The sequence below is a fragment of the Pedobacter sp. L105 genome (assembly GCF_009765875.1).
GTDB lineage: Bacteria > Bacteroidota > Bacteroidia > Sphingobacteriales > Sphingobacteriaceae > Pedobacter.
This window is the reverse complement of sequence record NZ_LMUP01000006.1, coordinates 323,407-342,281: the sequence shown is the minus strand read 5'-3', so window position 1 is coordinate 342,281 and position 18,875 is coordinate 323,407. Positions and strand designations below refer to the sequence as shown.

20 protein-coding genes are annotated in these 18,875 nt (G+C 39.0%); 5 read left to right on the top strand and 15 right to left on the bottom strand.

What is annotated here, in order from left to right:
• Nucleotides 1–83 precede the first annotated feature (83 nt).
• Nucleotides 84–1,316: an ABC transporter permease gene (locus GSQ84_RS13675; RefSeq protein ID WP_158797832.1), complete on the top strand. Its 1,233-nt coding sequence runs from the start codon at nucleotides 84–86 to the stop codon at nucleotides 1,314–1,316.
• A gap of 314 nt (nucleotides 1,317–1,630) precedes the next feature.
• Here the strand turns inward: GSQ84_RS13675 and rfbB are convergent, their stop codons facing one another.
• The 5 genes from rfbB to GSQ84_RS13650 are packed head-to-tail and all read right to left on the bottom strand — an operon-like array spanning nucleotide 1,631 to nucleotide 6,618.
• Nucleotides 1,631–2,683, bottom strand: coding sequence for a dTDP-glucose 4,6-dehydratase (gene rfbB, locus GSQ84_RS13670; protein WP_158797831.1), 1,053 nt, complete (start codon nucleotides 2,681–2,683; stop codon nucleotides 1,631–1,633).
• Between the two features lie 39 nt (nucleotides 2,684–2,722).
• Entirely contained in the window at nucleotides 2,723–3,289 is a 567-nt protein-coding gene (locus GSQ84_RS13665; RefSeq protein ID WP_158797830.1) for a hypothetical protein, read from the bottom strand.
• Complete coding sequence (gene galE / locus GSQ84_RS13660; protein WP_158797829.1) at nucleotides 3,290–4,312, bottom strand: UDP-glucose 4-epimerase GalE; 1,023 nt, start codon at nucleotides 4,310–4,312, stop codon at nucleotides 3,290–3,292.
• A 6-nt stretch (nucleotides 4,313–4,318) separates the two neighbouring features.
• A complete protein-coding gene (locus GSQ84_RS13655; RefSeq protein ID WP_158797828.1) occupies nucleotides 4,319–5,308 on the bottom strand; it encodes a UDP-glucuronic acid decarboxylase family protein in 990 nt (329 codons plus the stop codon).
• Nucleotides 5,308–6,618 (bottom strand): UDP-glucose/GDP-mannose dehydrogenase family protein, encoded by a 1,311-nt coding sequence (locus GSQ84_RS13650; RefSeq protein ID WP_158797827.1) that lies wholly within the window; start codon nucleotides 6,616–6,618, stop codon nucleotides 5,308–5,310. Before GSQ84_RS13650 ends, GSQ84_RS13655 begins: the two co-directional genes overlap by 1 nt.
• A gap of 173 nt (nucleotides 6,619–6,791) precedes the next feature.
• Here GSQ84_RS13650 and GSQ84_RS13645 point away from each other — a divergent pair, with 173 nt between their 5' ends.
• The gene (locus GSQ84_RS13645) at nucleotides 6,792–7,985 is read left to right on the top strand and encodes a 3-deoxy-D-manno-octulosonic acid transferase (RefSeq protein WP_371416369.1); all 1,194 of its coding nucleotides are present in this window, start codon (nucleotides 6,792–6,794) and stop codon (nucleotides 7,983–7,985) included.
• Here GSQ84_RS13645 and hemH read toward each other — a convergent pair.
• From hemH to GSQ84_RS13625, 4 genes are all read right to left on the bottom strand, one after another.
• Nucleotides 7,982–9,007, bottom strand: coding sequence for a ferrochelatase (gene hemH / locus GSQ84_RS13640; RefSeq protein ID WP_158797825.1), 1,026 nt, complete (start codon nucleotides 9,005–9,007; stop codon nucleotides 7,982–7,984). The genes GSQ84_RS13645 and hemH overlap by 4 nt on opposite strands.
• 192 nt (nucleotides 9,008–9,199) lie before the next feature.
• Nucleotides 9,200–10,048, bottom strand: coding sequence for a 4-hydroxy-3-methylbut-2-enyl diphosphate reductase (locus tag GSQ84_RS13635; RefSeq protein WP_158797824.1), 849 nt, complete (start codon nucleotides 10,046–10,048; stop codon nucleotides 9,200–9,202).
• Nucleotides 10,049–10,130: 82 nt separating this feature from the next.
• A complete protein-coding gene (locus GSQ84_RS13630; protein ID WP_216848918.1) occupies nucleotides 10,131–11,108 on the bottom strand; it encodes a glycosyltransferase in 978 nt (325 codons plus the stop codon).
• Nucleotides 11,109–11,185: 77 nt separating this feature from the next.
• Nucleotides 11,186–11,695 (bottom strand): phosphoribosyltransferase family protein, encoded by a 510-nt coding sequence (locus GSQ84_RS13625; protein WP_158797822.1) that lies wholly within the window; start codon nucleotides 11,693–11,695, stop codon nucleotides 11,186–11,188.
• Nucleotides 11,696–11,829: 134 nt separating this feature from the next.
• Between GSQ84_RS13625 and GSQ84_RS13620 the strand changes: the two genes are divergently transcribed.
• The 3 genes from GSQ84_RS13620 to GSQ84_RS13610 all read left to right on the top strand — a co-directional run bounded on the left by GSQ84_RS13620 (nucleotide 11,830) and on the right by GSQ84_RS13610 (nucleotide 14,142).
• Nucleotides 11,830–12,543 carry a head GIN domain-containing protein gene (locus tag GSQ84_RS13620; RefSeq protein WP_158797821.1) on the top strand — a complete coding sequence of 238 codons (714 nt, stop codon included), beginning with the start codon at nucleotides 11,830–11,832 and terminating at the stop codon, nucleotides 12,541–12,543.
• A gap of 81 nt (nucleotides 12,544–12,624) precedes the next feature.
• Nucleotides 12,625–13,341 carry a head GIN domain-containing protein gene (locus GSQ84_RS13615; RefSeq protein WP_158797820.1) on the top strand — a complete coding sequence of 239 codons (717 nt, stop codon included), beginning with the start codon at nucleotides 12,625–12,627 and terminating at the stop codon, nucleotides 13,339–13,341.
• Nucleotides 13,342–13,425: 84 nt separating this feature from the next.
• On the top strand, nucleotides 13,426–14,142 hold the full coding sequence (locus GSQ84_RS13610; RefSeq protein ID WP_158797819.1) for a head GIN domain-containing protein: 717 nt from the start codon (nucleotides 13,426–13,428) through the stop codon (nucleotides 14,140–14,142).
• Between the two features lie 47 nt (nucleotides 14,143–14,189).
• Here GSQ84_RS13610 and GSQ84_RS13605 read toward each other — a convergent pair whose 3' ends face one another.
• The 6 genes from GSQ84_RS13605 to GSQ84_RS28060 form a co-directional block, all read right to left on the bottom strand.
• Nucleotides 14,190–14,594, bottom strand: a complete 405-nt coding sequence (locus GSQ84_RS13605) for a hypothetical protein (protein WP_158797818.1) — start codon at nucleotides 14,592–14,594, stop codon at nucleotides 14,190–14,192.
• A gap of 24 nt (nucleotides 14,595–14,618) precedes the next feature.
• Complete coding sequence (rlmD, locus tag GSQ84_RS13600) at nucleotides 14,619–16,034, bottom strand: 23S rRNA (uracil(1939)-C(5))-methyltransferase RlmD (protein ID WP_158797817.1); 1,416 nt, start codon at nucleotides 16,032–16,034, stop codon at nucleotides 14,619–14,621.
• 403 nt (nucleotides 16,035–16,437) lie between these two features.
• Entirely contained in the window at nucleotides 16,438–17,013 is a 576-nt protein-coding gene (locus tag GSQ84_RS13595; RefSeq protein ID WP_158797816.1) for a TetR/AcrR family transcriptional regulator, read from the bottom strand.
• Entirely contained in the window at nucleotides 17,013–17,426 is a 414-nt protein-coding gene (locus tag GSQ84_RS13590) for a hypothetical protein (protein ID WP_158797815.1), read from the bottom strand. Before GSQ84_RS13590 ends, GSQ84_RS13595 begins: the two co-directional genes overlap by 1 nt.
• A gap of 1 nt (nucleotide 17,427) precedes the next feature.
• Nucleotides 17,428–18,465 carry a phenylalanine--tRNA ligase subunit alpha gene (gene pheS / locus GSQ84_RS13585; protein ID WP_158797814.1) on the bottom strand — a complete coding sequence of 346 codons (1,038 nt, stop codon included), beginning with the start codon at nucleotides 18,463–18,465 and terminating at the stop codon, nucleotides 17,428–17,430.
• A 96-nt stretch (nucleotides 18,466–18,561) separates the two neighbouring features.
• A partial coding sequence (locus GSQ84_RS28060) for an aminotransferase class I/II-fold pyridoxal phosphate-dependent enzyme (protein WP_254070858.1) occupies nucleotides 18,562–18,875 on the bottom strand: 314 nt, incomplete at its 5' end.

The window sequence follows — 18,875 nt, the reverse complement described above, 5'->3', positions numbered from 1 at the left end:
TTTTCCATTTCCGTGTAACATTTTACAGGTCCCGTTGTCCTAACAGCGGGACTTTTTAGTTCCCCGCTAAATTAACCTGATCAATGACCTACACAGAAAATATAAGACTTGCACTGCAGGCGATAAAAAGTAACCGCTTGCGTACAATGCTTACCGCTTTGATTATTGCCATTGGTTTATCAGCACTGGTCGGCATTTTAACCACGCTCGATGCAGTAAAGAAAAGTATGACAGAAGCCTTTTCAAATATGGGGGCCAATTCATTTACGATCAGGAACCGGGGAACAGGTATTCGTATTGGCGGCCCCGGACAGGATGCAAAGCCGTTTAAATCTATCCGCTATGAAGATGCTGTAGCTTTTAAAAACAGACTGGCCGTTCCTGCCGATGTCACCATTAGCGTAATTGCCTCCAGGGCATCAACAGCTAAATATAATAAAGAGAAAACAAACCCTAATATCGTTGTACAGGGAATTGATGAGAATGGTTTAAAAGCCCAGGGACTCGACCTGACCCTTGGAAGAAATTTCAGCAAGGCGGAAGCCGAACAGGGCACAGATGTTTGTATCATAGGAAACGAACTTAGTAATTCCCTGTTTAAGCATGAATCCCCTACAGATAAGATCATCACCGTAGGCAGCAGCCGGCTAAAAGTTATTGGCGTACTCGGCAGTAAAGGATCAAGCCTGGGGAACAATACAGACCGTGCCGTATTTATTCCCTTGCATAAGGCTAAAGTGATCAATTCCAATGCTAACCCCTCCTATACCCTCACCATCACCGTAGCAAATAATGATCAGATGGATAATGTAATTGGAGAGGCAACTGCCGAATTTAGAAATGTACGTAAGATCAAGATCACTGAGCCCAATAATTTTGAGATCACTAAAAGTGACGCCGTAGCACAAACCCTTTTTGAAAACCTGAAATATATCGCTATTGGAGGCGTAGCTATTGGTGTAATTACCCTGATCGGAGCCTCCATAGGGTTAATGAATATCATGCTCGTATCGGTAACGGAAAGAACACGGGAAATAGGTATCAGAAAGGCAATTGGGGCTAATCCTTCAGTGATCCGGAAGCAGTTTCTGATAGAAGCCGTAGTAATCTGCCTGATGGGAGGAGCCATGGGGATCTTATTCGGTATCCTGCTTGGAAATGCCATTTCATTAGCTATGGGTGGATCATTCATTATTCCCTGGCTTTTCATCTTTGGGGGTTTTGCCTTATGTGTATTGGTTGGTATCCTATCCGGATATTACCCGGCAAGGAAAGCGTCTAAGTTAGATCCTGTGGAAGCATTACGTTACGAATAGTGGATTTCTATTTCTAAGATACGCCTAAGTGGATTATTCTCGGAGATCGTCATATTTTAAAAAAACGGATATGGTATTTCAATGCTGCCTAGCGCTGAAACGCGCTAGAAGGCATCGAAATACCATACCCGTTTTTTTATAGATTATTCTAAGGGATCTTCTATGCCACCTCGCTACAGGATCATCTTAAAAAAAGGCCCCCCCCTGTTTCAAGGCCTTCTAGCGCGTTTCAGCGCTAGGCAGTCTTGAAACAGGGGGGTCCCTTTTTAAGCGAAGCCAGAAAGCACTCTTAAGCGAGCACCAGGCAAGACGATCTATCTTGCGCTATACTGAGTCTCGTAGTATTTCTGATAGTTCCCTGAAGTAACGTTAGTCAGCCATTCTTCATTTTCCAGATACCATTCTACTGTTTTCTCCAGCCCTTCTTCAAATTGTAAGCTAGGCACCCAGTTCAGTTTTTCCTGTAGTTTAGTAGAATCTATTGCATAACGCAGATCATGTCCGGCACGGTCTGTTACATAAGTGATCAGTTTAGCCGATTCACCTGCTGTACGTCCCAGTTTTTTATCCATGATCTTACACAACAGGTTGATCAGATCAATATTTTTCCATTCATTATGGCCACCGATATTATAAGTCTCGCCAGTTTTTGCTTCATGGAAAATCACATCAATTGCACGGGCGTGATCCTCTACCCATAACCAGTCGCGAATATTCTCTCCTTTACCATAAACTGGCACCGGAAGATTATTCTTGATATTGTTGATAGCCAGCGGGATCAGTTTCTCAGGAAAATGATGTGATCCATAATTGTTAGAACAATTAGAGATCACTACATCTAAGCCATAAGTATCATGATAAGCTCTTACAAAGTGATCTGAAGAAGCTTTAGATGCCGAATATGGACTATGCGGATCATAAGCGGTACTTTCTGTGAACATACCGGTATCACCTAGTGCGCCATAAACTTCATCCGTAGAAACATGATAAAACCTTTTTGTGTTGTAATCACCTTTCCAGTATTCGCGCGCTGCATTAAGCAGGTTTACAGTACCGATTACATTGGTCATCACAAATGCCGACGGATCAATAATAGAACGGTCAACATGTGATTCTGCGGCAAGATGGACTACTGCATCAAAATTTTCTTTTTCGAACAGGCTATTGATTTCTGCCGCATCTGTAATATCAGCTTTAACAAACCTATAATTTGGCTTAGCTTCAATATCAGTTAAATTAGCCAGATTGCCGGCATAAGTTAATTTATCCAGGTTTACGATTTCATAGTCGGGATATTTATTAACGAACCTACGCACTACGTGAGAACCAATAAACCCCGCACCTCCTGTAATTAAAATCTTCTTCATCTTATTTTCTTATTTTCAGGCTTTTTAATCAGCCTATGCTTATAATTCTTCCGGAAGCCCTACTTCACGGGCAGCCTTTGTTAATTGGTGCTGATGCAGCTTGTCTAATATCTGATTAAATTTATCTTTTAAGTCATACTGCAGATCTTCATGCAGTTTCTGGTATTTTTTATAGAGGGCCAGCGTAGTTCTTAAAAAATATGTTTTTAGTCTTTCATTAAACTTTGCCATAGGTGAAAAAACACTTTCATTATATCCTATAGGCATATTTATTAATAAATGCAGGCGAAGTTCAACTTCTGTATCCGGGTCTTTAGTTACTTTGAAATGATGATTAACCCTACCGTTCAGTTTCCTCAGCACCAGGAGTACATCTTTAGAAGTGGACTTTTTCATCCCGTTCAAAATTTCCGCAGCTTCATCAATCTCTTCCAGTAGTGACTGATACCTTTCTGCCAGATCTGCTTCATCTTCCAGCAATTTAAAATGAAGGTGCTCAGTGAGCACCTTATCTTTTGCAATCAGACGCAACAATAGTTTATCCTTCTCTTTAGGAGGTATAGCTGTAATTGCAGCCTTAAGATCTTTATGATCCTTTAACAGCATTTAAAATGGGTTATCTTTCAAATACTTTTCCCAGTTCCATGCAGACAACATCATTTCGTTGACGTCCAGTTCTGCTGTCCAGCCAAGCTGTGCAGAGGATTTGGTTACATCACCCCATACCTGCTCTACATCACCTTCTCTTCTTGCGCCTATGGTATAGTTTAGTTTTTCTCCTGTAGAAGATTCAAAAGCCTGAATAATCTCCAGTACAGAAGAACCTTTACCTGTACCCAGGTTAAAAACTTCATAATTACCTTCTGCTTTTTTAGTTTCCAGACGTTTTATAGCTGCCACATGCGCTTTAGCTAAATCTACCACATGGATATAATCCCTGATTGCACTTCCATCGGGCGTATTGTAATCGTTTCCGTATACTGTAATCGGACCGCGTTTACCAATTGCCGATTGTGTGATAAAAGGCACCAGATTTTGTGGTACACCAATCGGCAGCTCGCCAATCAATGAAGAGGCATGTGCGCCAACCGGGTTAAAATAACGAAGTGAAATCACTTTTAGATCAGGCGTAACCGCACAAGTATCTGTAAGCATCTCTTCCGCAATCTGTTTCGTATTTCCATAAGGTGATTCCGCTTTTTTAACAGGGGCATCCTCTGTAACAGGCAGTTTATCCGGCTGACCGTAAACTGTACAGGAAGAAGAGAATACCAGATCGATCTTGCCTTTAAAAGCAGTGATCAGGTTAATTAAGGAATAGAAATTATTTCTGTAATACTTTAATGGTTGCTGTACCGACTCACCTACAGCCTTAAATGCTGCAAAATGGATCACTCCGGTAATTTCCGGATGCTGTGCTACCAGTTCTTTTACCTTAGCTTCATCACAAAGATCTATCTCAATAAATTCAGGTTTTTTACCAGTAATTGTTTCCAGCTGTGTAAGAATCTTCGGATTAGAATTTGAAAAATCATCCGCAAGAATTACATCATAACCAGCACTGATCAATTCTACTGCTGTATGAGAACCAATAAATCCGGTGCCTCCTGTAACCAATATTTTTCCCATTTATAATTAGCGGTTATAAGTTGTAAAATCTTTATGATCGTTATTAACGAGTGCTTCAGCAGGTAAACTTTTGAAATACTCATAAGTAATTTTAAGTCCTTCTGCACGGGCAACCTTAGGTTCCCAGTTCAGCAATGCACGGGCTTTAGTAATATCCGGCTGACGCTGTTTTGGATCATCAATCGGCAGGTCTTTATAAATTACCTTTTGTGTAGTTCCCGTAAGTTTGATGATCTCTTCAGCAAATTGACTGATTGTGATCTCATCAGGATTACCAATATTTACCGGCTGTGCATAATCACTTAATAATAAACGATAAATACCTTCAACCAGATCATCAACGTAACAGAAAGAACGTGTTTGTGACCCATCCCCAAAAATAGTCAGATCCTCGCCTCTTAATGCCTGTCCGATAAAAGCAGGCAATACGCGGCCGTCGTTAAGACGCATTCTCGGACCATAAGTATTAAAAATACGTACGATACGTGTTTCCAGGCCATGGAAAGTATGGTAAGCCATCGTGATGGCCTCCTGGAAACGTTTAGCTTCATCATATACACCACGTGGGCCTACAGGATTAACATTTCCCCAATATTCTTCCGGCTGTGGATTTACGTTTGGATCACCATATACTTCAGAAGTAGAAGCAATGATCATCCTGGCACCTTTGTTTTTAGCTAATCCAAGCAGGTTGTGTGTTCCCAATGAACCCACTTTTAATGTTTGGATGGGGATTTTTAAATAATCTATAGGGCTTGCAGGAGATGCAAAATGAAGGATATAATCCAGTTTGCCCGGTACATAAACATATTTAGAGACGTCATGGTGAGAAAACTCAAAATTCTCTAAAGCAAAAAGATGTTCAATGTTTTGCAGGTCGCCTGTGATCAGGTTATCCATTGCTATAACATGATAATCTTCTTTGATAAACCTGTCGCAAAGATGCGAACCCAGAAATCCGGCAGCACCGGTAATTAATACTCTTTTGCGTTCCATTAGTCTACCAATTTACGGCCAATACTGTTATAATAATATCCCAAATCGATCATTTTCTGCAGGTCGTATAAGTTACGTCCGTCAAAAATAACTTTGTTGGTAAGTTTCTCTTCGATTTTCTCGAAATCAGGATTACGGAATACCGACCATTCAGTAGCGATCAGCAGTGCATCAGCACCTTCTAAAGCATCATATTGGTTATCAGCAAATTTCACTTTATCACCAATGACTTTTTTCACATTTGGCATTCCTTCAGGATCGAAAACAGTAACAGTTGCTCCTTCGTTTACCAGTTTATCGATGATATACAAAGCTGGTGCTTCACGGATATCATCTGTTTCAGGTTTGAAGGCTAATCCCCAAAGTGCAAAATGTTTGCCTTTGATGCCATCTTTATAATATTTCAGTACTTTATCAACGATAACTGTTTTTTGTTTTTCATTGATTTCCATTACGGCTTTAAGGATAGCAAAGTCATACTTATTCTCTTCAGCAGATTTAGCCAGTGCCTGAACATCCTTAGGGAAACAAGATCCGCCATAACCTATACCTGGAAATAAGAAACGTTTACCGATCCTTTCATCAGAACCTATACCTTTGCGGACAGCATCAACGTCAGCACCAACCAGTTCACATAAATTAGCCACTTCATTCATGAAAGTGATTTTAGTAGCCAGGAACGAGTTTGCTGCATATTTTGTCAACTCTGAAGAACGCTCATCCATAAACAGGATAGGATTACCCTGACGAACATATGGCCCGTATAACTCAGCCATTAGTTTTTGTGCGCGCTCACTGCGTGTACCGATAACCACACGGTCTGGTTTCATAAAATCGTCAACAGCTACACCTTCACGTAAAAATTCAGGGTTTGAAACCACGTCAATCTGAACATCAGTGTTCTCGGTGAAAACAGCCTGTACTTTATCTGCTGTACCCACAGGAACAGTAGATTTATTCACTATAACTTTATATTCTGTAACCAGTTTAGAGATATCTTTTGCAGCACCTAAAATATAGGAAAGATCTGCAGCTCCGTCTCCTCCCGGAGGAGTTGGCAATGCCATAAATATGATTTGTGCGTCTTTAACAGCCAGCGCCAGATCAGTAGTAAAAGTTAATCTTTTTTGTTCAATGTTTCTCAAAAACAATACATCCAAACCTGGCTCATAGATAGGTATTTCACCATTCTGCATTTTGAGCACTTTTGCTTTATCAATATCAACACAAATTACGTTGTTACCTGTTTCTGCAAGACAAGTTCCTGTTACGAGTCCAACATACCCTGTTCCGATTACGGCGATTTTCATATGAATATATTTTTAATTATTAAGTAGCTAGCATAAAACTATATGTTTTCATCACACTAAAAACAGATTGATTTAACATATAATACGGAAAATTTTAATTTTAATCGAGTATCTTCGGCTAAGATAATAAATAAACCTACAAAATGCTTTGGCTTTATAATTTTGGTATTTTTTTGTACAGAATAGTCTTGTACACCGTTTCACCCTTTAACGTTAAAGCTAAATTATTTATAAAAGGCAGAGAGAATATTTTTAAAACTATAGCAAATAAGGTAGATCTCACAAAAAAACATATTTGGTTTCATTTTGCTTCTCTTGGAGAATTTGAGCAGGGAAGACCAGTTTTAGAAGAGTTAAAAAATAAATATCCCCATAAATCGATTATTATTACTTTCTTCTCCCCCTCTGGCTATGAAATACGTAAAAATTATGACCTGGCGGATGGGGTATTCTATCTTCCCCTGGATACCAGCAAAAACGCCAAAGAATTTGTTAGCCTGATTAATCCTGAAATAGTTATTTTCACAAAATATGAGTTCTGGTTCCACTATTTTAAAGCGCTAAAAGATAAAGGCATCCCACTGATTATTATTTCCGGGATCTTTAGACCTAACCAGATTTTCTTTAAATGGTACGGTGGTTTTTACCGTCATATGCTGAGCCTGGTTACCCATTTTTTTGTTCAGAATGAAGAGAGTGTAAAACTCTTAAAAGGCATTAAGCTTGAACAGATAAGCCTTAGTGGCGATACCCGTTTTGACAGGGTATCAGAAAATGCAAAGAACCCCAGGCAACTTGCCCTGATAGAAAAATTCTGCGGGGTTTCTCCTGTTTTAGTTGCCGGCAGCACCTGGCCTCAGGATGAGCTACTCCTTGCGGGATTAATTGATCAGTTCCCGGGTTGGAAATTTATTATTGCACCGCATGAGATCGATGCGGGCCATTTAGAGCAGCTACTTAAATTGATACCGGATGGATTGCGATATTCACAATTTAATGAAAACACGATTGATTTTAGGGACAAGCAGGTTCTTTTAATAGATAACATCGGGCTGCTGTCTTCTATTTATCAATATGGTCTGATAGCTTATATTGGCGGAGGTTTCGGCACAGGTATTCACAATACGCTGGAAGCCGCTGCATTTGGGCTGCCGGTAATTTTTGGGCCAAAATATGATAAATTCCAGGAGGCGAAAGACCTGATCAGTTTTGGCGCCGCGATCAGTATCAGCTCTATTGAAGAGCTGTCTGCAGCGTTTAAGACACTGCAGACAGATAAAAATGCAGGAGTTACTGCTAAAAAGTATGTGCAGGACAAAACGGGATCAACTTTACAGATCACCAATTACCTGGAGTCTTATATTTAAACGCTATGCTGATCTTTCACCATCTTTACTAATGCAGCGATCCACTGAGGATGTTCATTTAAACTGGAAACCAACTGAACTTCTTCACCACCCAGTTTTTTAAAATCTTCTCCATATTCTACAGTAACCTCATATAGTGTTTCCAGGCAGTCAGCCACAAAAGCAGGACAAAAAACAAGCAGTTTCTTTTTTCCTTTTGCAGCCAGCTCTTTTAGTACTTCACTAGTGTAGGGCTGTACCCAGGGATCTTTACCTAATCTGGATTGAAAACAAACCGAATATTGATCAGCAGGAATATTTAATCTTTCGGCAATCAGCCTCGCTGTATCATGACATTGTGCCGAATAACAAAATTTATTTACATCGGTTAATGTATTACAGCAGTTGTCTGCCTTTAGACAATGCTGACCGGAATGGTCGCATTTTTTCAGCTGGCGCTCCGGTAATCCATGAAAGCTAAATAAGATCTGATCATATGTTTCAGGGTGGTATTTTCTGGCATTATCAGCGAATGCACCAATCATCAGTTCATTATCGTGAAATGAATTTACAAAAGATACAGGTGGAATAGTTTGCCATTTCCCCACAATTTCCATTACCTTTTGAATCACAGAACCTGTACTTGCCGAAGCATACTGAGGAAACATGGGAATTACCTGGATACTTTCTACCAGGCCAGCTTTCATATTTTCCAATGCCGAAGCAATAGACGGGGTCTGATAGCGCATCGCTAATTCTACATGGTAATCGTCACCAAGTTCTTCCTGCAAAAGGGCTGCCTGTATTTTACTATAATACAACAGAGGTGAGCCATTTTCATCCCAGATCTCTTTATACAATTTTGCTGTTTTAGGACTTCGAAAAGGAACGATTACTCCTTTTACCAATAATGTTCTGCTGAACGCATTCACGTCTATTACACGTTCATCCATCAGAAATTCATCCAGATATTTTTTTACATCACTTACCTCCGGGCTGTCCGGGGTTCCTAAATTCACTAATAATACACCCTTTTTTCCCATAGTTTTATATTGAAACTTATCCAGATTACCCAGGGAAGTTTAATGCTAAAAATGAATGAATAAAATCATCTATTTAAACAAATTTCCTCATAAATGACATCACAGATCAGGTTTCGACGCAAATATACATTAAGCTAAACCCGCTAAAAAACGGCTGTGGAATAATTACTTTTTAATGATGAACAAAACCGGTTAGAACGACTCTAGCTTGGCTTTTACCTGCTCCATTAGCCACATTGGTGTGGAAGTAGCCCCGCAAATACCAATTTTATCATTTGGATTGAACCAGTTCAGATCCAATTCATCTGTACTGGAAATGAAATAAGATTCATCATTGTATTTTTTACAGACATCATAAAGTACTTTTCCATTGGAGGATTTCTTGCCCGACACAAAAATGATCCTGTCATAATTTACAACAAACTGTTCGAGGTCTTCGTAACGGTTAGAAACCTGCCTGCAAATGGTATCGTTGGCCTTCACTTCATATCCCCTGCTGAGCAACTGATCTTTGATGTGGTAGAACTTTTCTGTGCTTTTGGTTGTCTGACTGTATAAGGTAAACTTATTTGGAAGATCCATATGATCCAGTTCTGCCAGGTCCTGAAATACAATGGCATTTCCATCAGTCTGTCCCTGAAGACCAATTACTTCAGCATGACCATGTTTTCCGAAGATCAGGATCTGCTCTTTATCATCATAAGAATTTTTTATCCGATTCTGCAGTTTTAATACTACCGGACAAGAAGCATCAATTAAAATCAGGTTATTTTCTAATGCCAGCTGATAAGTTGAAGGCGCTTCGCCATGCGCCCGGATCAGTACCTTTTCATCATAAAGCTGATGTAACTGTTCGTGATCAATAATACGCAGTCCTTTATCTGTTAGACGTTTTACTTCTTCATCATTGTGAACAATATCACCCAGACAATACAAATAGTCTTCTTCGGCCAGAATATCTTCAGCCATTTCTATTGCATAAACTACACCGAAGCAAAAGCCTGAGGCTTTATCTATCGTTACGGCTAGATTGTAGGTCATAAGTTTTTGTTTAAATACTGCAGATGCTTGGTACTACAAAATTACGCAAAAAGAGTTTCATATCCCTAAGCTTATTAAATTCTTAATTTCTGCTTTTTATCAGCTGAATGCTTTTATCAAAAATTGCAGTGAGTAAGGATATCAACAGCATCAACATTTGCAGCGGATGCAGCAGGATATTCCATAACGGATGCTGCCCCGACAAAAAGGAGATCATCATCCTGGTGAGGAAAATCAATCCCACAGGAAGTATAAGCAGGCTATATTCATAGTTGAACAGCATAAATAACGGCCCTGTTACGACCAGCAGGATATATAATAAGGCCGCAAAAATATTATTGCCAAATTTCCTCAGCAGCAGCTGACCTATTTTTTGAAAAGACACAAAACCATGAGACGGGATAAACGTATAGATTAATTTATTTCCCAGTAAGGTCTCCGCCTTAAATCCTTCCTGTTTTACAGATTTAACCACTTCAAGTGCCTCTGGCAGTTTACCATTAAACCGCTGCTCCCATTCATATTTTCTATATAAAGCGGAGTCAAAGAACATGCATTGATTACTGCCTGCCGAAAATACAGGACTTGAAAATAAACGTACCAGCCTTAAAGGGGTTAAATTAAGTAGTACAAAGTTGTTGAGCGGAACAAGGCAATAATTGATAAATCCGGAGAACGATTGCGTAGGAATAATACTCAGCAATGCCAGGTTAAAAACCCTGGTCCTATAGATTAAGCTATTGATCAGCCCTTTTTTAACTATTGTATTTACGCCAAGAAAAAGAAGATAGGCCCCTGTAGTTTCTTCGGCCGGATTGATATTACCTGAGCTCTTTTTCCTCACCCTAAAACGCTGATCTTTTTTGCACAGGTCATTGATATCAATATTAATTTCTTCCGGTTTAGAATGATCAATGAAAACTTCTATGCGCTGATAATCCTGTTTTTGCAAGGCAGTCAGCAATTTCAGCAAACCATCGTTATCTGCAGTTGCATCCACCAATATGGAAACCTTATCCGTAAAATGCTTTCCGTAATTTCCCAGTTTTGGATTTGACAAAAAATTAAATACCGTTACGGAAAAGCGTAATATCAGGAATATAAGAACAACATATACAATGATGAGATTAAGCATAATCAGCTTAAATAAACACCATCCTCCTGACCTTCTACATCAAGCACCACATCTACATGTTCTTTAAGTACAGTAGCCATCTGAAGCCCTACATAATCTGTTGCAATAGGGAAAATCTTATGACTTCTGTCTACCAGTACTACAGTACGGATCTTTTTATGTGGTGTATTTAAGAAAACGCCAAAACCATAGGCCAGTGTTTTACCGCTATTGAGGACATCATCAACCAGGATGATTACTTTATTCTTCACCTTAACAGGTTCAAGATCTGTTGTCGCAGACAGCTTACTGGTATCCTTCTCCAACTCAATCTTAAACATCGTTATTTTCAGATCAGATATTTCCAATAAGATTTCCTTGAGCCTCAATGCCAGTTTATATCCTCTGTCCCAGATACCTGCCAGCACAATCTCTTTTTCATTTAAATTATCTTCCAGTATTTGATAAGCTATACGGTTGATTTTCTGCTGGATTTGTTTTTTATCTAAAATAAGTAATTGCGAATCGGCCATTTGTAATGTTTGTTAGGATACAAAAAGAAGAATTTTAAGCTTCTTAATCAAATATCCGAAAAATAATTTCAAAACGTTGCAACGTTTAACTAGCTACTGCGTCTTATTTGTATAATCTTAAAGAAAATATTGATATGAAATCATTGAATTTAATTAAGCCTGCTTTTCTTGTCCTGGTTACCTTATGCTTTACTGCCCTGTCGTTAAAAGCCCAGGTCACTAAAAATGTAGCTGTAAATAATTTTTCTGAAGTTTCCGTAAGCGCAGGAATAGAACTAATTATTAAACAAGGTACAACCGAATCTGCTAAAATTGTAGCTGACCAGGACCTGGTGAATGAAGTAGTAGTAGAAAAGACCGGAGATAGGGTAAAAGTTGGCTGGAGAGAAAATTTCCATAGAGACAACAGAACTAACAATACTACTGTAAAAGTATATATCACTTATAAAAGATTACATGATATCGCTGCCAGCAGCGGAAGTTCTATAAAAACTGAAAATATCTTAAAGACTGACCGTTTAAATGCTGAGGTATCTTCTGGTGCGAGCATAGATGGACAAATAGCCTGCGAAGATTTTGATTTGAGAACCAGCAGCGGTGCGTCTGCCGATTTAAACGGTGCTATCAAGAACCTCACCTTACAAGCGAGCTCAGGAAGTTCTGTAGATGCCCTAGGCTTAACCGCACAATATGGAAGAGTGATCACTAGTTCTGGTGCAAGCATTAAAGTCAACGTTAGCAAGTCGTTGGAGACCAACACCAGCAGCGGAAGCAGTATACGTTATAAAGGAGATCCAATGTTGAAGGACAATTCTGATCCAAAAAGATCTAATGTGAGCAGAATTTAATTAAGGCAGCAACAAACAGATTGACACTTGTAACATTTCTCCCGGGTCAGCGTCTTACCTATAATTTTAAAGAAAAAGTTTATGAAATCATTTCAACCTATCAAATTTATATATTTATTCCTGATTGCTGTAACCTTTAGTATGTCACTAAAAGCACAGGAAACGAGAAATGTAAGTGTAAAATATTTTTCTGAGATTTCTGTAAGTGCCGGAATTGAGCTGCATATTTTACAGGCAGCCTCTGAATCTGCAAAAATTGTAGCCAATGCCGATGTAATTGATGAGGTAGTGGTAGAAAAAAGTGGAAACCGCATTAATGTGGGCTGGAAAGATAATTGGGGATTTGGCAAACACCATAACAACAGAAAAGCAAAAGTATACATCACTTATAAAAACTTAAATGCGATTGCAGCGAGCAGCGGAAGTTTTCTAAAAACCGAAAATGCAGTAAAAACTAACCATCTGGATCTGAGTGTTTCTTCCGGTGCCAATATAGATGCTAAAATAGCCTGTGGAGAACTGGAATTAGAGGCTAGCAGTGGTGGATCTGTTTCATTAACAGGAATAGCCCGTCAAATGGTATTGGAGTCCAGCTCTGGTGGTACGGTAAATGCCCTTAAAGTTTCATCAGAAAATGCAAGAACTACTGCAAGCTCTGGTGGAAATATAGAGGTACACGTTTCGAAAGCACTGGAAACAACTACAAGCAGCGGCGGTACAATCCGTTATAGTGGCAATCCGTCATTAAAGGATAATTCTTCAAGAAGAACAGGTGACGTGCAAAGAATCGGTGAATAAACAGCTTTTATTATTATATAAATCCCTATTTTGTACAGAAATAGGGATTTTTGCGTTTAAATCAATTATCCGAAAACCATTCACATGAAATCATTAAATCTAATTAAGACAGCTTTGCTCCTTATGATCACGCTGTGTTTTACTATTCCTTCAGTCAACGCCCAGGAGATCAGAAATGTAGCTGTAAACGACTTTACTTCTGTTTCAGTTAATGCAGGGATAGAGTTGATCATTACACACGGAGATTCTGAATCGGCAAAGATCCTTGCGACAGACAAGCTGATAGATGAAGTATCGGTTGAACAGATTGGAACCAATGTAGATATAAAATGGATAAACCATATTGGAAGTAAAAAAGTTTGGAGAAACCGAACTGCAAAGGTTTACATTACTTATAAAAACCTTAACCACATTACTGCCAGCAGTGGAAGTTCGTTAAAAACAGAAAACACACTAACAGCAGAACATTTAGACGCAGCTGTATCTTCAGGAGCCATTATAGATGCTAACATCACATGCGGAGAATTGCAGTTACAGGCCAGCAGTGGTGCCTCAGCAACATTTAGCGGGAAAGCTGAAAAGTTAAAACTGGATTCCAGTTCAGGGAGCCTGGTAAATACCCTGGGCCTGACTACGGATTATGCCAATGTAACGGCCAGCTCTGGTGCAGCGGTTAAGCTCAATGTAACTAAAGAACTGCAGGGTATAACCAGTAGTGGTGGCAGCATTGGATATAAAGGCAGTGCCACTTTGCAGGATTTATCCGGATCCAAAAAAGGAAACGTAAAGAAAATTGATTAAAAAAGTAACCCTACCTATCGTTATTGGGTAGGGTTATCCATTAGGTCTTATCGTCTTGTTTGATAAGGATAGTAAATAAAATTAGCCCCTTCAGGAACGATTACAAATACGCACATAAATTCTTCCGGCTTTTTATAAGCTCTCAAAAACAACTCCTGTAAATCAGGTTTAATGATGCCTTTCTCCACAAATTCTTCTACCATAGAAGCCTGAATAGTCCAGTTGGTATTGAGTTCATCTTTATTCAGGATTATCTCTCCAATGGATACTTCATGCTGATGTGCAACAAATATAGGATGTTTGGAAATTCCTTCAGCAATGATCTCTATAGCGATCTCTTTTATGGATTCTTTATATAATTCCAGATCTTTTTCCAGGCTCACCAGCGGGCTAACTTTTTTATCGTCTTTTCCTCCCTCCGGCTGTTGTGGCAATAATTCTTCTATATCCATCTCTGTTTTTCTTAATTGGTATAATTATTTGATCAGATTTAATAAAACAACATTTTCTACATGTTGTGTATGCGGAAACATATCCACCGGCCTGATTCTGCTAACCTGGTATTTCTCCTTCAATAAGGCCAGATCTCTTGCCTGGGTAGCTGCGTTACAGCTTACATACACAATTTTATCTGCTTCCATCTCCAGTAAACGTTCTACAACATCAGTATGCATACCAGCCCTTGGTGGATCTGTAATCACCACATCCGGCTTTCCATGTTCAGCAATAAATTCTGTAGTGAGTATGTCTTTCATATCACCTGCATAAAAAACAGTATTATCTATACCATTCAATGCTGAATTAAATTTTGCATCTTCTATAGCTGTGGGAACATATTCTACACCAATTACCTGTTTTACGCTGCCTGCAATAAAATTGGCAATAGTTCCAGCGCCTGTATACAGGTCATAAACCAGCTCATCTCCTTTAAAACCTGCAAAGTCTTTGGTAATCTTATACAGTTCATGTGCCTGCAATGAATTGGTCTGATAAAATGACTTTGCCCCAACCTTAAATTTGAGTCCGTTCATTTCTTCAAAAATATGATCCCTTCCCGCATAGGTAATCACATCCTGATCAAATATAGTATCGTTCTTTTTCTGATTGATTATATAAAGCAGTGAAGTAATTTCAGGGAAATTCACTTTTAGATATTCCATCAACCCATCAACCTGCTCCTGTTCTACATAGGCAAAAACCACAACTACCATTACTTCTCCTGTAGAGGAGGTTCTAATAATTAAATTTCTCAGATTTCCTTCATGGTTACGAAGGTCGTAAAAACTTAAGCCAGTTCTAAGGGCGTAATCCCGCACCTGGTTTCGAAGCGTGTTGGAGGGCTCAGCCTGCAAATAACAGTGTTGTATATCCAGAATTTTATCAAAGCGCAATGGAACATGAAAACCCAGGGCATTCATTTCCAGATCATCGCGATCGGCCATATCCTGCGAATTTAGCCAGCGCTTATTGGAAAAAGTATATTCCAGTTTATTACGGTAATATTTATTTTCAGCTGAGCCCAGAATGGGTTCTATAGAAGAAATATCAATTTTTGCCAATCGCTGCAATGCAGCCTCTACATTTTTTTGTTTAAAATGCAATTGTGCATCATATTGCATATGTTGCCACTTACATCCTCCGCAAACACCAAAATGCTGACAAAAAGGATCAGTCCTTAATTCTGATGCAGTATGAAGCGTTTCAATAATAGCCTCAGCAAAATTCTTTTTCTTTTTTACGATTTTGACATCAACGATATCACCTGGAACGGCTTTATCAACAAACACAACCAGCTCATCGGCTTTAGCCACTCCTTTACCTTCTTCAGCAATATCAATAATACTCAAGTTAGGAAGGATAGTAACTGTACCCGCTTTTTTATTTCTACTCATTCTGCTGCAAAGCTAAAGCTTGTATTTAACAGTTCCTAGTTTTTAAGGACAGGTATTTCATGAGAATATAATTGTTTTTTACAGGCCATGAAAGCTGGAGCCAACTTTTTTGCCATATCAAAGCTGCGACCTCATGCCGGCTTACCAGGATATAAACTATATCCTGTAATGAAAAAATATGCCAACTAACAATTACTTACCAAAAACTTTAAGGATTAAACCAAAAATGCCTTCAACAAGATTAAAGCTTACATCAAATTTCTCCTCTACTGATATCGAAATCTCTAATATCTCTTTGCTCATGATAAACGATGTTACAAAGTAAATATAGATGATTATATACCGGAAACCAAACTAGTATACTGTGATATTCGTCATAAAATGAACAAATTTCAAAGGAAGTTTACAATGCGGCTTTAACCAGAAAGGGCAATATTTCTTTTTGAAAGCTTACGAAATTCTTGCGTACATCAGAATCGCTAACCGAGGTAAAGGCAAAAGAAAACACAATACTTTTGCTGGCCTTTAATAAAAACGCCAGCCCTTCTCTTCTGGAAGGATTATTTTTAAAGCTATCCAGGCCTAAATAGGCCGAAAGCAGTAAAGATTCAAGCTGGTCTGAAAGGTGTTTCAAAAATTCCTGTGAATTTGCATTTTCCCTGACGAAATCCCAGCCTATAAATTCATTGCAAACTGTAAAAGTAAGCCTGCAGGTTTTCATTACCAGTGCTTTAAGGTGCTCCTCTTCATCGGTAAACTGCGCTTTGTTTTTCAGGATCTCTTTTAAGTTCAGGTCCAGATAATCCATTAAAATAGCATCCAACACCTGTTCTTTGCTTTCGAAGTATTTATAGATAGTGGCCTTAGCAATCTTCGCTTTTTTAGCGATTTCATTTACACTGGTCTTATGATAACCATATTTTCGAAATAACTCCTTTGCAGCCCTAATGATGCTCTCTTTAATCTTTTCTGGTTCCATCAATTAGATATTTGTATTGAGTTTATGGTCTGGAACACACTGTATTGTTTTAACGAAATCGTAGCAGGGGCCTTTGCCGGGCTTCCGTCTTCCAGCAGGAATTTCCCTCCCGAACAGGGATCTGTAGCCGTAAAGGCTCCAGGATCTAAAACCACTGCACATCTTTTTTCAGGATTTACGGTACTGCAGCGATCAAAAGCTACATACCCTCCTGTGAGTGTTCTGTATATAATCAATCCGGCAACTCCATAACCACTAATGGTAACTGCACCTCCGGGGCTGTTTAAATTCAGCAGCCTTGGATCTGTTAATGGCAAAGTTAAATTTACTGGAACATCAGGCACAACATTACTCGACTTACCACAACTTACCAGTATTACTACCAGCATCACAAACCATGTTGCCTTACCCATATTAAATTAATGATGTTTTATACTGCTTTAGAAAACGCGCATCATTTTCCGAGAACAAACGCAGATCTTTGATCACAAACTTGAGGTTAGCAATTCTTTCGATTCCCATCCCAAAAGCAAATCCGCTATATTTTTTACTATCTATGCCACAATTTTCCAGCACATTAGGGTCTACCATTCCACAGCCCAGAATTTCTACCCAACCGCTAAATTTGCAAAACTGGCATCCCTCTCCCTTACAAATGGTGCAGGAAATATCCATTTCTGCAGAAGGTTCTGTAAAAGGGAAATAAGAGGGGCGAAAACGCACTTTAGTACCCTCTCCATAAAGCTCCTGTACAAAATAGAATAATGTTTGCTTTAGATCTGCAAAGGATACATTTTCATCTACATATAATCCTTCAACCTGGTGAAAGAAACAATGTGCCCTGGCCGAGATGGCTTCATTACGGTAAACACGCCCTGGCATTAAGGCCCTGAAAGGAGGTTTTCCTGCTTCCATCATTCTTACCTGCACGGAGGATGTGTGGGTTCTCAATGCAATATCGCCATGTTCACCGCCTTTTTTGATAAAAAAGGTATCCTGCATATCTCTTGCCGGATGTTCTTCAGGGAAATTCAATGCAGAGAAGTTATGCCAGTCATCTTCAATTTCCGGCCCTTCAGCTACAACAAATCCCAATTTACTGAATATATCCACAATTTCTCTTCTCACCAGGGCCAGCGGATGCCTTGCACCTACTTCAAAGCCTGATCCGGGAAGTGTGAGGTCTAAACCCGCATCTTTTCCGATCAGTTCACTTTTATCCTGTTCTTTAAGTGTTTGATATTTATTTTCTGCAAGCTGTTTAAATTCATTTAAAACCTTGCCAAGCGTCTTCTTTTCCTCAGGAGAGACTGCTTTAAATTCATCAAAAATATCTTTTATAATTCCTTTTGTACCCAGGAACTTTATTCTAAACTGCTCCAGTTCTTCTACATTTTCTGTAGAAAAGTCATTTATTTCAGTAGTATACTGTGTAATTTTATCTTGCAACATAATGCCAAATATACAGCTATTTCATTAATATCTTTACACAAAGAAACCGCCCCCTTTTTAAGGTGAAGGCGGTTTCCGACAAGCCAGCGTTCAGAATTAAGAAATAACCTTCAATTCTTTACCAACTTTTATAAATGCAGCAATAGCTTTGTCAAGATGATGCTGCTCATGGGCTGCAGACAGCTGCACACGAATGCGCGCCTTTCCCTGTGGAACTACAGGATAGTAAAATCCAATTACGTAAATTCCTTCATCAAGCATTTTTGCAGCAAATTCCTGGGCTAACTTAGCATCATATAACATCACTGGTACAATAGGATGAATCCCTTCTTTGATATCGAAACCAGCAGCAGTCATTTTTTCCCTGAAATACATTGTATTTTGTTCCAATTTATCTCTGAGTTCAGTAG

Bases quoted from the DNA above. Each gene is read 5' to 3' on its own strand.
- GSQ84_RS13675 (WP_158797832.1), top strand. From the start codon at position 84: ATGACCTACACAGAAAATATAAGACTTGCACTGCAGGCGATAAAAAGT.
- rfbB (WP_158797831.1), bottom strand. From the start codon at position 2,683: ATGAAGAAGATTTTAATTACAGGAGGTGCGGGGTTTATTGGTTCTCAC.
- GSQ84_RS13665 (WP_158797830.1), bottom strand. From the start codon at position 3,289: ATGCTGTTAAAGGATCATAAAGATCTTAAGGCTGCAATTACAGCTATA.
- galE (WP_158797829.1), bottom strand. From the start codon at position 4,312: ATGGGAAAAATATTGGTTACAGGAGGCACCGGATTTATTGGTTCTCAT.
- GSQ84_RS13655 (WP_158797828.1), bottom strand. From the start codon at position 5,308: ATGGAACGCAAAAGAGTATTAATTACCGGTGCTGCCGGATTTCTGGGT.
- GSQ84_RS13650 (WP_158797827.1), bottom strand. From the start codon at position 6,618: ATGAAAATCGCCGTAATCGGAACAGGGTATGTTGGACTCGTAACAGGA.
- hemH (WP_158797825.1), bottom strand. From the start codon at position 9,007: ATGGGAAAAAAGGGTGTATTATTAGTGAATTTAGGAACCCCGGACAGC.
- GSQ84_RS13635 (WP_158797824.1), bottom strand. From the start codon at position 10,048: ATGACCTACAATCTAGCCGTAACGATAGATAAAGCCTCAGGCTTTTGC.
- GSQ84_RS13625 (WP_158797822.1), bottom strand. From the start codon at position 11,695: ATGGCCGATTCGCAATTACTTATTTTAGATAAAAAACAAATCCAGCAG.
- GSQ84_RS13620 (WP_158797821.1), top strand. From the start codon at position 11,830: ATGAAATCATTGAATTTAATTAAGCCTGCTTTTCTTGTCCTGGTTACC.
- GSQ84_RS13615 (WP_158797820.1), top strand. From the start codon at position 12,625: ATGAAATCATTTCAACCTATCAAATTTATATATTTATTCCTGATTGCT.
- GSQ84_RS13610 (WP_158797819.1), top strand. From the start codon at position 13,426: ATGAAATCATTAAATCTAATTAAGACAGCTTTGCTCCTTATGATCACG.
- GSQ84_RS13605 (WP_158797818.1), bottom strand. From the start codon at position 14,594: ATGGATATAGAAGAATTATTGCCACAACAGCCGGAGGGAGGAAAAGAC.
- rlmD (WP_158797817.1), bottom strand. From the start codon at position 16,034: ATGAGTAGAAATAAAAAAGCGGGTACAGTTACTATCCTTCCTAACTTG.
- GSQ84_RS13595 (WP_158797816.1), bottom strand. From the start codon at position 17,013: ATGGAACCAGAAAAGATTAAAGAGAGCATCATTAGGGCTGCAAAGGAG.
- GSQ84_RS13590 (WP_158797815.1), bottom strand. From the start codon at position 17,426: ATGGGTAAGGCAACATGGTTTGTGATGCTGGTAGTAATACTGGTAAGT.
- pheS (WP_158797814.1), bottom strand. From the start codon at position 18,465: ATGTTGCAAGATAAAATTACACAGTATACTACTGAAATAAATGACTTT.